Source organism: Saccharopolyspora sp. 7B (assembly GCF_020177435.1).
Classification (GTDB): domain Bacteria; phylum Actinomycetota; class Actinomycetes; order Mycobacteriales; family Pseudonocardiaceae; genus Saccharopolyspora_C; species Saccharopolyspora_C gregorii.
Genome location: NZ_JAIUKC010000005.1, coordinates 29,831 through 46,010, shown reverse-complemented (window position 1 = coordinate 46,010; position 16,180 = coordinate 29,831). Strand labels below are relative to the sequence as shown.

The window sequence follows — 16,180 nt, the reverse complement described above, 5'->3', positions numbered from 1 at the left end:
ACGACCCCGGCAAGGGCCCCATGGAGCACCGGCACGGGTGGACAGCTACCGCAGAATGCGAGTGGGCTCTCGTGAGGTTTCCCGGTATGACACTTGAAAACTTCCAGCGACGCTTGCACGACTTCGCCGACGAACGCGACTGGCAGCAATTCCACACGCCCAAGAACCTTGCCATGGCCCTGGTCGGCCAGGCCGGTGAGCTCCTCGAGCTCTTCCAATGGCTCATCCCCCGAGCAGTCAGCCCAGGTCACGCGTGATCCGTCCTCCGGTGGGAACGTGCGGCACGAGCTGGCCTACCTGCTCCGGTTGGCCGATGTCCTCGAAATCGACCTTCTGGCCGCGCTCGATGAGAAGATGACCTCGAACGCGGCCAAGTACCCGGTGGAGCCGGCCAAGGGCACCGCGCAAGTACGACCAGCTCAGACCGGAGGACCCGTGAGGATCGCGCTCCAGCCGGCAGCGCTCAACGATCGCGATGTCGCCCAGCACCACTGCGACACCATCGACCGCGGAGTCTCCTTCTCCCAGCACGTCGACGTCTTCCCCGCACGCGTTCTCACAACCCTGAGCACCGAATTTCCCTAGCGCACAGCACGGTTCTGGGGAGCGACCCGCGGCCGCAGCGACGTGAACGTCTCCAAGTGACAGCGCCTCGAACCGGGCGACGCCGTCTTCTTCTACGGCAGAAGCAGCTCCTCGCCAGCCACGTCGTCCTCACCTTCCACAACGAGCCCATGGCCGAACGCCTGTGGGGACGGAACCAGGACGGGCTGGCCTGAGAGCTCATGTTCGCCCTCACCAACCTCCGCGACGTCTCCGTCCCCATCAAAGAAATCCGCAGCGCGCTAGGCTAGACGAGCGACAAGACCTTCATCCAGGGTTTCACCGTCTACGACGGCGACAAAGCCGACAGGCTCGCTGAACTCGTCAACCTCGACACCCTGACCACCCCCACCACGCAGAGCCGACAGGCGGCAGAGACCCTGCGGCCGACCTCCGTACCTGACGGACCGACCGACGTGGACCGGAACGGGCAGCTGGCGCCGCGAACGCACCGCCTTCAAACAACGCCCCGTCGAACCGTCCGACGACTCCTGCGCGCTCTGTGGCAACCACCTACAACCCGACTTCCTCGTCGGAACCCACATCAAGAAGCGCTCGGAATGCGCCGAGGACGAGCGCAAGGACTTCGACAACGTCGGCATGCTCGCCTGCTTCCTCGGTTGCGACAGCCTCTTCGAACACGGCTTCATCGCAGTCGACCGCAGCGGCACCATCCTGACCAGCGACGCATTGCCCATCCGGCCCGGATTCGCCAGCCTGCACCATCAGCGAAGCGCAATTCTTCGGGCAGGTCTTCTACCCGAGGCCCTCCCACTCCCCGCGTGGTGACGGCGGACGACGTGATCTCACGCATGCAGCCCACGGGAAGCCGATCATGTTCTACAGTACCCCTTGCTGCGAGCGGTAATCACATGTACACACTGTGCGATGGCACTGGGGGAATCCTGTGAGTGACAACCGGTCTGCGAACATCGTCCGATTCTGGCGAAGCGTCGAGATGCTCAGTCCGCAAGGCGTACCGAAGACGAAGCCCTACCGCCGCGGTACCCACGAGCAGATCTTCGACCTGGAGGCTGGGGAACTCGCCCCTTGGGAGTCGGGGCACCCGCTCCTCGACGAACCGATCCCCCCTCGGTACACGTGGCAGTTCACCGTCTATGGCGGCCTGTACTCCCGATCGGCCGTTGCCGAGGCGCTGGTGGAGGCGTTCGGGCAGGACACGAGGGAGGAACGACCGAGCGACGGAGGCACCGCCCTCTTCGCGCTCACGATCGACACCGACGGGTGCCTGATCGAGAACGGCGCGACCCTGTCGGCCTGCGCTTGGGCCCTGGGGAAGCTGACCTCGTCCAGGCTGGATCCCAACACCCTCGACGGGTTCGACGAAGAAGAACGGGCATTCGCCGAGGCGATCGACAAGCTGGTGCCGCCGGAACGTCGCTCCTCCACCGACCCGGGACACGACGACAAGAGTACCTCCGGCCCGTTCGATCGAGTTGTGCGCGCCTTCGGCGACCGCTTGAAGTACGCGGGCACCAATGCGTGGAGCGCCGGAGCCGAAGCCGCGGGCACGGCTGTCAAAACAGCGACGGAGACCGCCGTGGGCCCGGTTCTCGGCGGTGTCGCCGGTGCCGCTGCGGGGGCGTTCACCGAGAGCGTGCTCGGCCCGGGCGACGCTGACGACGGTGCTGCTTCCGAGACCGCCACCGGGAAACCGAGCGCACCTCGCCTTCTTGTCACTGCCTCGGCGCTTCACGATTTCGTCACCGAGATGGCCTCGGCGTTGAGCGTGCGCGATTCCCTCAATGCCACCGGGGTACGTGTCCGGTGCCGTGCAATGCCGATCCGCGACGACTCCACCGATCAGGACTTCCTCAACAGCCACATCGCCAACGACCTCAGCCATATCGCAGACGCGGTGGCCAGGGACGACGTGGGCGCCGCCTTGCGGAACTACCTGACCGACGAGAGCGCGCTCAACACCGCGCGTCGGGTCGATGTCCGCGCACACCCAGACGCGGTGATCGCCGGTGTCGAACCTCAGCACGTCCCGGCCGCGCGGTGGCCCGGCGACCCGGCCAAGCCGCTGGTGCTCAGCCAGCAGTTCGCCGTCAACCGCGTCGTCGCCGAGCTCCGCGACAACGCAGGGCTGTTCTCGGTGAACGGTCCACCGGGCACCGGCAAGACCACGCTGCTGCGCGACGTGCTCTCCGCGATCGTCCTCGAGCGAGCGACCCGCCTCGCCGAACTCGCGTCCCCATCGGAAGGCTTCACTGAGAGGGTTGAACTCGTTCCGGTGGGGCCGAAGAAGATCCCCACACCGGTCCACGGCGTTTCCTGCGCGTTGAGCGGCTTCGAGATGGTCCTCGCCACTGCCACCAACGACGCTGCGAAAAACGTGACCGCTGAAGTTCCTGGCATCGACGCCGTGCGCGGATACACCGACAAAGCGCTCGACACCGACTACTTCACCGATCTGGCGTCGCATGTCCTCGATGCCGAGGCGTGGGGGTTGGTCGCGGCAACGCTTGGCAGTCTCAAGTACCGCAACACGTTCGCCAAGCGCTTCTGGTGGGGCAACTACAGGGCCTCGCAGAACCAGGACTCACAGGATGCTGCACCCCCGTCGGGTGCCTTGGGCATGTATCAGCTGCTCAAGGGAGCCGCCCAGGATCCCGACGCGGTCGACGACTGGGATACTGCGGTCACCGAGTTCCGCCGTGCCCGCGGGAAGGTGGAGTGCCTCGCCGAGACGCGGCAGCACGCCGCTGACGCGATCACCGCGGAAAGCAGTTGCCGTCGGCGGTGGGAGGAGGCCAGGAGGGCGTTCGCCGACGCTGACGCTTTGTGTGCCCTCGTGAGAAAGGACTTGGCCACGAGCGACGCCGAGGCGAAGCGTGCCGACCGGGTGTTCCGCGACGCCGACGACGACTACGAGAGCCACCTCCGGCACCGGCCGGGATTGTGGGTCGCGTTGGCCACGTGGTTCCGGGCACCGCGCGAGTGGCAGGCCAAGCACGAACGTCTCGAAAAGGCTCGGGATGCGGCCAAGAAGAAGCTCCGCGACGCCGAAGGATCGCAGAAAAGACTCCAGCAGCGGCTGAGCACGAAACTGGCCGAGCTGCAGAAGGCTCAGGATGTACGCGCCGCGGCCTCGTATGAGCTCGACCTGGCTCAGGGCGAGGTGACTCAGGCGCGTGACCGATGGCCCGGTCATGTGCCGATCCCGGACGATTTCTCCAGCGACGACGAGTTCCAGAAGTGCGCGCCATGGTCCGACGAGGAATACGTCATGGCCCGCAACCGGCTGTTCCTGAAAGCGCTGCGGTTGCACCGCGCCTTCATCTTGCACTCCAGCAACCGGATCCGCAGCAACCTCAGCGTCATGACCGAGATCCTGCAGGGCAACGCCAAGCCCTCCTCAGCCGCGCGATTGGCGGCCTGGCAGTCCTTGTTCCTGGTCGTGCCGATGATCTCGACGACGTTCGCCTCACTGCCTCGCCTGTTCACCGGTCTCGGACGCGAGAGCCTGGGCTGGCTCCTCGTCGACGAAGCAGGCCAGGCCACCCCGCAGCAGGTGGTCGGCGGTCTGTGGCGCTGCCAACGAGCGCTCCTGGTGGGAGATCCGCAGCAGCTGGAGCCGATCGTGACGCTCCCGACCTCGGCACAACACGCGCTGCGCCGCCATCACCAGGTCGACGAGCAGTGGACTCCGGAGACGACCTCGGCTCAAGGTGTGGCCGACAGGCTCACCCGTCACGGGACCGCGTTGCCCCTCCAGGACAGCGACGAGCAAATCTGGGTCGGCGCACCGCTGCGCGTCCACCGACGCTGCGACCGGCCGATGTTCGAGGTGTCGAACGACATCGCCTACGGTGGAACGCTCATGGTCTACGGAACCCAGCACGCTGGCCAGTTCCCGGACGAGAACCGCTGGATCGACGTCCGAAGCCAGATCTCCACCGGCCATTGGGTTGGTGATGAGGGAAACGCGCTCACCGATCTCTTCGACCAACTGGTGGCGCAGGAAGTCGGACTGGATGACGTCCGGGTGATCAGTCCGTTCCGCGACGTCGTCAGAGGAGCCAAGATGCGGCTCAGCGCACACGTCGGCCCTGACTTCGCGAAGCGCAATGTGGGAACCGTGCACACCGTGCAGGGCAAGGAATCCGACGTCATCGTCCTCGTGCTGGGGAGCGCCCCGAAAAGTCCCGGAGCGCGACTGTGGGCAGCCGAACGCCCGAACCTGCTCAACGTAGCGGTCTCCAGGGCCAAACGACGCTTCTACGTCGTCGGAAATCGACAGCTCTGGAAAGATCTCCGCTTCTTCGACCGGCTCGCTGCGTCGCTCCCCGTTCACGAATGGCGGTGAGGTGTTCGCGCCCAGGTGGTGTCGCCCGTGCGGGGGGCAGAACTGGGGCAACTCGAAGCGGCGATGGTAACCGGGCGCCGAAGCATGACCACCGGCGCGAACCCCCAAGGCAGCGGTCGCGAACCTGGTAACGACCACAACCCAACTCGCGAACGTTCAGGACCCTTCCAGTGCAAACCGACAAACCGGATCCAACCGTCGGCCAGGCAGGGTCGTGCACTCAACTGCGCTGAATCCCAATGAGAGGCTTGAATAGGAGGAGTGCGCCAGGGGATGTACCGTCCCCGTCCCAACGCTGGGCGTTGAAGCCGTCCGTCGGGGCACGGCCGGGACAGCTCGGACGCTAAGCAGTGGCCGCCCCAACCTGATCCAGTCGACGGAGTTTGCAGGTCACCGACTAACTTTCGACTATCCTACCGAGGCACAGCTCGACAGGGCAAGCGGGACGGCCCCTTGGTCCTTGCCGCCGGGGTAAGATCAGCGAGGGCGGCTTGCCGACACACATCACTCGACCGTTCCTGGCGCTGAAGTAGCCCGAATCGACACCTTCCATGACTCCAATAAGTCGATTATGGCTAATCCTTTTTGCCGAGCCGGACAGCGATGAAGGAGGAGTGCAGTCGTGATCCTCGACGACCTAGCCCAGCTGCGTAGTGTACACACAAGAGAAAGCCGGGAGAAATCTTACTCGACTTGCGCACGGGCAGAACTAATTTCCATATCCGCCACGGCCGTCCGCATCGAAACCCACAACTACAGTCACACGATCGAGTCAACCACTTGGGCCGATACTTCTGCCACCAGAAGAACCTAAAGCAGAGTCGACTTGAAGGGAAACCGTAGGCAGGTCGTCAGCAATTAGAGGGTTCGAGTACCAGCTTCTTTCCACGTTGTCGCACGCGCTTGATGACCTGTTAGACCAGACGAACTAAATGACCGGGGTGAGAATAAATGGCCCTTCACCAGATGACCTCCACGGCGACCAGGAGATCGTGGCCTTCGCCCTTCATTCCGGGACGAGGCGTCGACAGCGGATGCCGTGAACCCAGGACCACGAGGATAAGCACGAAACCCGGGCATCATACATTACCTGATCTCGTGGCGCTGTGTGGGCAGCGGCTGGATCGACGTCCGAGGCGCCTGGCTCCTCAACCCTCGGCGACGAACCGGACTCGTTCGCCGAGGACCGTGCGGGCGTTGGGCTCGTCGGCCAGTCGCGCTGCCAGCGTCGCGGTCGCTAGTTTATGCGGGAGTGCCTCGTTGAATTTCAGGCCTTCCAATGCGCGTTCGTCCACATCCGGCAGCACGAGCCGGGTCTCGGCTGCCTCGATGCCGGCCCGCCACATCTCGCGGGTCAGATCGCCGCGCAGTCGGATCGTCGTGTCGTCGAACCGCGTGTGCTCGTCAGTCAGGCCGGTCAGGCTCGCTGCCAGGGTCGCGTTCGTGCGGAAACCCGCCCATGACCACCAGCGGACGTCATCGCCGTCGCGGCTGATCACGGTGGCATCCTCGGCCACGACACTCGACCGCTTCTCCCGCAGGCCCGCGAGCGCCGAGGTCGCCCGCTGGGTCAGCCCCACCGGTGGATCGGCGCCGAGAAGCACTTCGCGTGCGGCCCGCGCCAGCTCATGTCCGACTCCCCCGGCGCCCGGGGTCATCCAGCGTGCGCGTCCGCCGGTGTCGGCCGGTTCGACGTAGCAGCGACGGCGTTTCCAGTCGATCCAGGTGACCTTCCAGCTGCGACCGCCCAGCAGCAGCAGGCGCGGGCCGTCGACGTGTTCGGTGAGCAGTGCGGGGTCGGTGTGGCCGATCTCGCGGCGGCCTTCCAGGACGGTGATCTGGGGCGGGGCGGTGAACACCGCGGTCATGTCCATGAAGTGGCGGTGGCCGAAGCGACGTTCGGCTTCGGGGCCAATGAACAGCATCGGCCCGTCGCGTTCGACGAATCCCTCGTCGATGAGATGACGCAGGATCGGTTCGGCGGTGCGGTCGAACGGTTCGAGCCCGTTCCATTCCTGGGGCCAGGTTCGCTCGCCGATCGTGTGGTTCTGCAGGCACAGCGCCAGTAGCTGCTGCGCGACGATGTGGCGCGGTGCGGGCGGCGCCGTCACCGGCTCGACGAATCCTCGCCCCCACAATCGCAGCAGCGCCGCAGACCACAGCAGCGCGTCGGTGCGCAGTGCGAGGAACAGGCAGTTGCGGCTGGTGCCAGGGCGGCGTCCGGTGCGGCCGAGGCGCTGCAGGAACGACGCGACCGTGGTCGGTGCATTGATCTGGATGACTCGGTCGAGGTCGCCAACGTCGATGCCCAGTTCCAATGTGGACGTCGACACGATGACGCAGTCGCGGGCGTCGGCGAAGGCGTCCTCGGCCTGGCGTCGTTCGTCCAGCGACAGGGAGGCGTGGGAGAGGAACGTCGTCACTCCCCGCCCGCGCAGCGCGGCGCCGAGCTCTTCGACGAGTTGCCGGGAGTCGCAGAACACGAGGCGTTTCTCGCCGCGATGCAGGGAGGCGATGATCGTTGCGGCGTTCGCGACGGAGCCGACGTAGTCAAGCTCAATCTCGCCGGGGGGAACCTCGCGGGAGGCTGCGTCGGCGGATGTTTCACTGGAGACTGTCGCCTTCTCGGTGTCGCGCGCAACTTTGCCGGTTGCACGTTCCGCATCACTCAAGGCACAAGCGGACATTTCGATGGAGCCGGCGCCTCGACCACGATCGCGAGCACCAGTTCCGTTTGGACCGTCCGGCCTGCCGGCCGCGCTGGCGATCGGGACTCCCGGTGCCACGACCGATCCCGGACGTTCACCCCGCCCCGAGCCCTGAAGCCAGTGCAGCAGGTCCTCCGGGTTTCCCACCGTCGCCGACAAGCCCACCCGCTGGATCGGTCGTGCGGTCAACCGCGTGATGCGTTCCAGCACCGCAAGGAGGTGCCAGCCGCGGTCGTCTCCGGCGAAGGAGTGGACCTCGTCGACGACGATCGCCCGCACGTCCCCCAACAGCGCGGCGTGGTCGACGTGGGTGCTGACCAGCATCGATTCCAGGGATTCCGGGGTGGTCAGCAGGATGTCGGGTGGATCGCGCAGCAGGCGTTTGCGGGCCGAGGCGGTGACATCGCCGTGCCAGATCCCGACGCGCCGCCCGAGCCAGGAGGTGTAGTCCTCGAGGCGGTGCAGGAGGTTGTTCAGCAGCGCCTTGAGCGGGCACACATACAGCACGGACACACCCGACCAGCCGTGATACTCCATCGCCGACAGCAGCGGGAAGCACGCGGCCTCGGTCTTGCCGCCCGCGGTCGGGGCGAGCAGCAGCGCGTCGTCGCCGTCGAGCACGGGGTCGATGGCCTCGCGTTGCAGCGGGCGGAGGCTGCGCCACCCGAGCGTGTTGACGATGTGGTGCGTCAGTGCAGGATGCAGTCGTGACCACGGTTCCGGCGCGCCGGTGCTCACGGCAGGTCCAGGTCGATCTCGTCGGCGCGCACCGCGTTGCGTTCCACATCGGATAGTTCGGTGCCCACGAGGGTAAGGGTGTAGTCGCGGCGAGGGTCGAAGGTGTCGAACTCATCGACCCGGTCGAGCACGTCAGCGACGAGTTTCCGCAGGAAGATCCGGGGCGCGACTCCGACCTTCCCGCCGAGTTCACCGGCCAACGCCCGACCGAGAAGGTCCAAGTAGGAGTCGTCGACCCTCGAGCGAACCCGCTCCGGGTTGCGTGCTCCGTCGGCGTAGAGGTCGCGGACGCGTCTCCCGAGCTCGCCGAGTGAACCCAGGTCGAAGCCGGGCAGTCGCAGCTGGACCGCGCGGGGCGAGTCGAAGCGGGCGTCGGTGGTGAAGTCGGTCGCCAGCCGCTGCGCCAGCGGAGGCAGGCGCTGCACACCCTGTCGTCCGTCGAAGAACGCCGGCGTGCCGGTCATGATCAGGAACAGGCCGGGGAAGCGTCCGGCGTCGATCTCGTCGAGCAGCTGCCGCAGCGCGTTGAGGCCTTTCTCCCGCACGTCGCCGCGCACGCGCTGGAGAGTCTCGGTTTCGTCGAGTACCAGCAGCAGTCCGGGATGTCCGCAGTCGCGCAGCACGGTGAGCAGGCCCTGCAGGAATCCGAGTGCGGCGAAGTGGTCGAGATCCCCGCGCACCCCGGCTGCCCGGCGGGCGGAGGCGGCCACGGACTTCTGCCCGCCCAGCCAGGCGATGAGCGCTTCGGCGGTGGCGGTGTCGCCGGTGTCCATGGACTGTCGGTAGCCGCGCAGGGCGGCGGCGAACGCGGGGGTGGTGCGGGCGACGTCGGCGAGCCGCTGTTCTAATAGGGCGTCGACGGCCTCACCGAGCGCCGCCGTGTCATCGGGGTCGATCTCGCCCGCGTCGAGGATCTGCTCTTCGAGGGTGTAGAACCAGGAGTCGACGACGGCGCGCAGCGCGCTGGGCCGGTGCGCGGCGGTGGTCAGGCGTTCGGTCAACCGGCGGTATACGGTTTCGAGTCGGTGCAGCGGGGTCTCGGTCTCGGAGATTTGGATCTCGGCGGCGGCCATGCCGCGTCGTTTGGCGGATTCGGCCAGCCAGCGGGAGAAGAACGTCTTGCCGGAGCCGTATTCGCCGCGCACGGCGTGAAAGGCCGCGCCGCCTCGGGCAGCGGTGTCGAGATCCACGCCCATCGCGGCGGCGAACCGGTCGAGCCCGACCGCGAGCAGGTCCAGCCCCGCTTGGGGCACGGTGCCTCGTCGAAGCGCGTCGATGACGTCGCGGCGCCTTGCTTCGCTGACCACGCTCACGACTCGACTCCGAACTGGACCCGCAGCAGCGCCACGTCGAGGCGCACCGTGGTTCCTCCGTCCTCGATGGACACGATCGGATAGCCGTCGACATTGAGCAACCGCTCGATCATGCGCACGAAGCCCTCCGGTCGCCGAGCGGCCCGCCCGGCGACGGCGACGACGGCGGTGGTGCTGGCGCGGCCGTCAGCGGCCACGAGCGCGTCGATGACCGCGGCGACCGACTTCCGTTCCGGTGCACGCGGAACGAGTACCCGCTGGCGCTCGTAGACGTCGCCGGCAACGACGCGTTCGCCCAACGGCGCGGGTGCCACTGCCACCTCAGCAGCTGGGTCGTCCACAGTGAACAGATCAGGTCCGGGCGCGGGCTTGTTCTTCGCCGCCTTCTTCGCCGGAGCTATCGCGGGCGCGGCGACCGGTGTCCGCTCAGGTTCGGCGTGGACGGTCCGTCCGCTCCACCACGCGGGTTCGCTACATTCCCGCGGTACCACGTGCCACTGATCGGGCAAGTATTCCAAACTCGGCACCAGCACCAACACCGGCACCGTCATCTCGGCCAGGGACGCGCCACCGTGATAGCCGGCTTTGCGTCGCGTGTAGCGGATGTCCTCTCGCCACGGCGCCACCAACGCACCGGGCACGACCCGGGGACCGGCTAGCGCGACCTCCCCGTCACCGGGCGTTCCACGTCGCCAGCGGGCGGATTCGATACCGCTGGCCTGGGTCTGCGGCCCGCCCCGGTCCAGGACGTGCCCATGGTCAGAGACAAGCACGACCGGCCGCTGATAGGAGCGGGCGGAATCGAGCAGCACGCGAAGGTAGGTGACGTCGTCGACGCGCCACTCGGCCCGGTCGCCCTCCTTCCCATCGTCGAGGGCGTCGTCGATCGTGTTGAGCACGACCCCGACGACCCGTTCCGGCACGGACAGTGCCTCGTACAGCTCGTGGGAGAGCCACGTGCCGGCGCCACCGGCGATCTCGGCCTTGTGGAACAGGAGGACGTCAGTACGTTTGCGTCCACGCCAGAACTTCTCGAACCCGGTCTTCTCGGCGTCCTGCCCACCGTCGGTGACGGTCGCACTCAACAGGCTCGCGCGGCTGATCTGCGTCACCGACGGAATCGCCGCGACGGCCGCGACCCGCCGCGGTTCGGGGCTGACCTCGGTCCACTCGGTGAGCTCCTCGCCGAACCGGGCGGCGACGGCGGCGCTCATCCCGTCGAGCACGACGATCAGCGGCGCGGCGCGGCGCGCGACCGGAGCCGCGATCTCGGGCAGCACCTGCTCGATCAGCAGCACGCCGTCGGATCCGACCGTGCTCGCGTGCGGCGCCCACGCCGCCAGCCGCTGCGCGAACCCCTCGTCAAGGCGATCCCGCCGCTGCCGCACCTCCTGCCACAGCGCGCGATACGCCTGCCCCACGACCAGGTCGCCGCTGGGGTCGCCGTGCCAGAGCGCCTGCAGCCCCCGATCGACCCACGCCGTGTCGGTGACGTAGCGCGTGATGTCCGCGGCCACGGACTTGGTGTCCACATCGGGCTCGCGGGACCAGCGCAACAGCCGTACCGCCATCTCGGCGGCCCGCACCCGGTCCGGGCGCAGCCGCGCGACCACGTGGTCCCCGACCGCGTTCAGCGCCCGCTCCGCCTCGACGATCGCGGCACCCGGTCCGGACACGGCCGTTCCCAATGCTCGGAGCCGTGCGGTGAACGCCGAGGGCACGAACGTGTCGTCCCGCAATGCCTCGGTTAGTCCGGCGCTGGCGGCGAGTTCGTCGGCCCGCTCGGCGATCTCCAGTACCCGGCGCCGTGCCGCGTCGCCGTGTCGCGGATGCTCGATCTGGCCCATCCAGCGTTCGAGGGTGCCGCGGACGGCCTCGGTGAACGCCCGCAGCTGTGGCCCGTGCACACCGCCGAGCAACCCGCCCAGCGCGAGGCCCGCCTCCACCGGCGGATTCGGCCCGGTCGCCACCGCGGCCACGACACCCAGCGGCATCGCGTCGGCAGCCCTGCCCTGATCGACCAGCCGCAGCAGCACCGTCGCCGCGCTCCCGACGGTGTCGGTGAGCCACGCGGCGATCCCGTCGCGCTCAGCCGCCGCGAGTCCGGCGAACCGGCTCGCCGAGGAGGTCCGCGACCATTCCAGCAACGATCCGGGGTCGATCCCCCCGTCGAGCGAGAGCCCGAGCCTCGCACCGATGAGTGCGCGGATCCCGTGGTCGCGAGTGAGCACCGAACCGGCTCGCGGCCAGCCCTCGACCGGCTCGGTCTCAAGGAGGCCGTCGACGAGCCACTCCTCCGAGCGCACCCGCGCGTCCACGCCCTTGGCACCGAAACGCTGCGCCACGATCCGCGCCCGGTCCACGTCGCGCACCGACCGCTTCACCGCATACGCCCGCAGGTCCCAGCCGAGCTGGTCGTCGGGCACGCTCGTGGTCAGCACCAGCACATCATCGTCGGCCGCGTGCTCGTCGAGATGCCGCCGCCACGCCTCGGTCATCCCCAGCACGGAGTGCTGGTCATCGACGTGCACCCGCCGCCGACGCTCGTCGGTGAGCACGAATGTGGTGACCAGGTCGTCGTAGCGGGCGTAGACCAACAGCAGCCGCCGGCCCTTCGCGTGCTGCAGCTGTTCCTTGACCAGCGCCTCGATCACCCGCCGGTCGACTGTGGGTGGTGCCGTCATTGGTCACGCTCGTTTCCGACGACACGCCAGTTGATCTCGACCTCGACGCCGGGATGGGCCTGGGTGTGCGCGCGGATCTCGTCCTGGACGTCGTCGAGCAGCGCGCGCAACTGGGACTCGACGGCGCTGCCCTTGACCCGCTTGGCGCTCACCCTGGACGGCGCCGGGTCGATGCGCCCGATGGCCTGCGGACTTCCGGTCTCGGTGAGGCTGACCGTGTCGGCACCGGAGCCCGATTCCTGCAGAGTGACCGGGTTTTCCGTCCCGGTCGGTGTCGGCTGTGGAGGTGTCTGCGGCGGGTTGTCCACCCGCATCGCCTCTTGGATGAGGTCCAGGGCGTCCCCCCGGAACTGCTGCAGCACGGGCCCGAGGTCCCTGGTCCACTGGCTGGCCGAGGCTGCATCGAGCAGTCCGTCGATGAGGCGTTCCGCGCGGTTCCCGATCGGAGCTTCCCGGCCGACCAGGGAGCGCACAGACGTGACGAGCTGCCATTCGACGGTGTTGAACACCGAGGCGAGCTGCCCGGCCGAGGCGATCGCCGACCCGAGCACGACGTCGGTGGTGCCGTAGGAGGCACCGACCAGTTCCCGTGCGAGTGCGGTCGGACCCTCGGCACGCACGAGCCGCGCGACGAGGTCGGATGCGTCCCGGGTGGACACGATCCGATCCGCGTCGACGGCGATGCCGAGATCGTCCCGATGCCGGTCGAGCGTGTGCCGGACTTGGGCGAGGGCTTCCTCGGTCTCCTGAGCCTTCGACCGCACCATCTCGGCCAGTGCCGCCACGTTCCGCGCCGACAACGTGTCGGGCACGGTCGCCCCGAAGATCGACGACATCCGCTCACGGGCCCGGGCGAACTCGTCGGCCGTGGGCAGCTCCTGCGCTCGCAGCGCGTGCCCGAGTCCGATCTTGTCGAGGACCGGTGGCTCCGCTAGGGGCGATCCGTTGATCAGCCACGCCCGGTCGGACTGGAGCGCGTAGGTCGCGATCACCAGCCCCATGACGGCGTTGTCCATGCCGGTGAATCCGGCGTTACTTATCCAGGTGCGGATTTTGTCGACCGGGAAGTCCCCGGTGACGCCATCCTGCGCGGCGGCCTGCTCGATGCGGCGCCGCCATTCGGAGCGGAGGTTGAGCGGCCCGTCGGCGACTTCCCCGAGTTCGAGGGGGTGCACGATCCGGCGCACCAGAGCCAGATTCTTAGAGTCGACGACCACCCGGCCCCCGTTCTCAGCGGCCTGCGCGATCCACCCGTATACCGTCCGCAGCTCGCCGAGGGTGACAGCCTTGCGGTTGCGGTTGACGTCGAAGTCCGGGTGCTTGGGATGGAGCTGGTCGAACAGCCCGTCGGCGATCGCGAGCATGTTCTGCTCGAAGCCGGCCCCGGCGAGGGGACGCGGCTGGTGGTCGGGCAGCAGCGACATGAGATGTCCGTCGTCGCCGACCCGTTTGCTCACCGCGTTCTCGTCGATCCCCGCGATGCCGTAGAGGCCGCGCAGGGTCGCGACGAGTTGGCTCTCCAGGTTGTCGGCGTTAGCCTGCAGCTGGTGCCGCATCTTGATTCGCGAGTCCTCGGACATCGTGCCCGCAAACGTCGCCAACCGCCCCTTGTCCAGCAGATACCGGATCTTGAGCAGCCTGCCGAGCTGCTGCCCCTTCTGCGTAGAGAGGAAGTGCGGGAGCCACACGACTGTCGGGGCGACGACCTTGTCCCGCCGCAGCTGGTTGACGCGCGCCGCGTCGAAGGCCGGGGACTTGTCGGCGTCGTCGAACGGATAGTCCACCACGATCCGGATCCGCCCCGGAACGCTCGGCTCGAACGCCGCGGCGGGCAGCTCGTTCTCGTCACGCACGTTGGCGAACAAGAACTCGGCGGTCCGCCGCGTCCCCCGCCACACCACCTCGCGATCAGAGACGGCGTCGTCGACGTCGCCGACTCCGAGCTCCCGGAACAGCTGCCGCTTGATCCACTTCCGGCGTTCACCGAGGGAGTCCTGCTCGTCGACCTGGTCGAGCAGCGGCTCGATTTCCATGTCGGACAGCACGAGCCGGAACACCGGGTTCTCCTCATGCTCCGAACGCAGTTCGCCGAACTCGGCCTGCAAGTCCCGTAGGATTTGCACCGCCTTCGACCCTGCCGAGACGGTGCGGGTGCGGATCGAGCCGTGGTTGAGGGCGTTGAGCCGCGCCCCGGTGAGCCGGCTCAACGCGGGCACGCTCGGTGCCAGCGCGGCGAGCAGCAGCGTCTTGACGATCCGGTCGGCGGCGATAAAGTCCGCGCTCTCCGGCGGGTATTTCCCTTCGATGTGTTTGCGGGCCTTGTCATAGAACCGGCGGGCGGCGGTGGCCTCGCCCTTGAGCCGGTCGGTGAACGCGTCCCCGCTGTTGTCGATGAGCACATCCCAAAGGTCCCCGAGTGGGATCAACTCACCGACCTTCATGTCCTCACGCCGCCGGTACAGCATCTCCTGCAGCAGCTTGAGCCCGGTGCGTTCGCGCTGCAGCGCCCCGGACAGCGCGACGAGCACGTTGAGCAGCACCGGCGAGATCGGGTACACCGCACGGAAGTCGTCCCAGGTGGCGCCGGTGGCTCCTGCCGCGTCCAGGAGTGTCTCGCGGTCGGCGGCCTTGGTGGACTCGATCGACGCGAACGCGGCGTCGAGGACTTCCCGCCCGCCGGGAAGCGGCTTCAGCACGCGCTCCTTGATAATCGCGGGGAGGCTGGAGTCCTCGATGGTGACGGTGTCGAACCGCTCCGCCAGATAATGCACCTGCGCTTCGAGGTTCTTCACGTCCTTGCCGGCAATGTCGTCACCGACGAGCTGCGAGAGGTCACGCTGCCGGGAGATGAACGACACGATCGGCACGGCCCGGTCCGCGTTACCGGACTCGATGAGCTTGACGAGCTTCTGGACCTGCTCGTTGACGAAACCCTGGTCGCTCATCTTGGCCTGCAGCCACAGGATCAGCTCGTCGAGGAAAAGGATAAGGCCGTCGTAGCCGAGGTCGCGGGCGTGCCGGGAGATGACCGACAGCCCGTCATCGAGCGGAATGAACTTGGCCTCGTCGCCGCTGACGTTCGTGCTGTACGACGACATCGGCCCGGACAGCAGCGCCGACACCAGTGCGTTACGTTCGTCGCTGCCCTGGGGCGCGGCGAACGCGGCGTCCAGAGTAGACGAATCCCACGAGGGCTTTTTCGACCCGCCCTTGGTGATGACTTTAACGTCCTTGGCGCCACCACCGGCACCGGCCGGCTGCGACGAGGAACCGAGCATCGCGGCGAACTGCTCGTCGCCGACGGTCTCCCGGATGCGGCGCGCGTCGTCGAGCATCGCGTCGGACCGGTAGACAGCCGGCAGCGGCGCGTCGGGGAGTTCGCGGCGCACGTGGTCGACATAGCCGCCGAGCAACGCGGCGTCGATGTCCTTCGCGCCCACGAGGTGATAGGGCACCATGAGGAACCGTTTGCCCGACATCCACGACTCGTTCTCAGCGATGATCGGCTGCAGCCCGGGTTTCGCGCGCGCGGTCGGGTCGTTGTTGAGGACGGCGTGCAGCACGGTCAGGAAGTGGCTCTTACCGGACCCGAACGATCCGTGCAGGTAGGCGGCGTGCGAGCTGCCGTCGCGGAACGCGGCCCGCACGATCGACAGTGCCCGCCGGAACGCGTCCCGAAGCTGGTCGGTGACGACGTACTGCTCGACCCGCTCGGCAGCCTTCCCGAATCCACCGGAGAGCTCGACCTTGAAGTCCCCGGAGTGCACCGACTCCGGGAGGGCGATGACGTCACGAAGCATT

General features: G+C 67.6%; 9 protein-coding genes. 4 read left to right on the top strand and 5 right to left on the bottom strand.

The features are described 5' to 3' along the window. Positions 1–86 precede the first annotated feature (86 nt). From LCD33_RS29285 to LCD33_RS01245, 3 genes are read left to right on the top strand one after another with little or no spacing between them, the layout of a single operon-like run. The gene (locus LCD33_RS29285; protein WP_308011208.1) at positions 87–257 is read left to right on the top strand and encodes a hypothetical protein; all 171 of its coding nucleotides are present in this window, start codon (positions 87–89) and stop codon (positions 255–257) included. 19 nt (positions 258–276) lie between these two features. Then, complete coding sequence (locus LCD33_RS29280; RefSeq protein WP_308011207.1) at positions 277–585, top strand: hypothetical protein; 309 nt, start codon at positions 277–279, stop codon at positions 583–585. 56 nt (positions 586–641) lie between these two features. Then, positions 642–779: a hypothetical protein gene (locus LCD33_RS01245; protein ID WP_224966481.1), complete on the top strand. Its 138-nt coding sequence runs from the start codon at positions 642–644 to the stop codon at positions 777–779. A 337-nt stretch (positions 780–1,116) separates the two neighbouring features. Here the strand turns inward: LCD33_RS01245 and LCD33_RS01240 are convergent, their stop codons facing one another. Then, positions 1,117–1,329, bottom strand: coding sequence for a hypothetical protein (locus LCD33_RS01240; RefSeq protein WP_224966480.1), 213 nt, complete (start codon positions 1,327–1,329; stop codon positions 1,117–1,119). Positions 1,330–1,510: 181 nt separating this feature from the next. Here LCD33_RS01240 and LCD33_RS01235 point away from each other — a divergent pair, with 181 nt between their 5' ends. Beyond that, complete coding sequence (locus LCD33_RS01235) at positions 1,511–4,936, top strand: DEAD/DEAH box helicase (RefSeq protein ID WP_224966479.1); 3,426 nt, start codon at positions 1,511–1,513, stop codon at positions 4,934–4,936. 1,148 nt (positions 4,937–6,084) lie between these two features. Here LCD33_RS01235 and LCD33_RS01230 read toward each other — a convergent pair. From LCD33_RS01230 to LCD33_RS01215, 4 genes are read right to left on the bottom strand one after another with little or no spacing between them, the layout of a single operon-like run. Then, a complete protein-coding gene (locus LCD33_RS01230; RefSeq protein WP_224966478.1) occupies positions 6,085–8,382 on the bottom strand; it encodes a DEAD/DEAH box helicase in 2,298 nt (765 codons plus the stop codon). Then, positions 8,379–9,695 (bottom strand): BREX system ATP-binding protein BrxD, encoded by a 1,317-nt coding sequence (brxD, locus tag LCD33_RS01225; protein WP_224966477.1) that lies wholly within the window; start codon positions 9,693–9,695, stop codon positions 8,379–8,381. The genes LCD33_RS01230 and brxD overlap by 4 nt, the downstream gene beginning before the upstream one ends. Further along, positions 9,692–12,379 carry a BREX-2 system phosphatase PglZ gene (gene pglZ, locus LCD33_RS01220; RefSeq protein ID WP_224966476.1) on the bottom strand — a complete coding sequence of 896 codons (2,688 nt, stop codon included), beginning with the start codon at positions 12,377–12,379 and terminating at the stop codon, positions 9,692–9,694. Before pglZ ends, brxD begins: the two co-directional genes overlap by 4 nt. Further along, a complete protein-coding gene (locus LCD33_RS01215; RefSeq protein ID WP_308011205.1) occupies positions 12,376–16,179 on the bottom strand; it encodes a PglY protein in 3,804 nt (1,267 codons plus the stop codon). Before LCD33_RS01215 ends, pglZ begins: the two co-directional genes overlap by 4 nt. Between the last annotated feature and the right edge of the window lies 1 nt (position 16,180).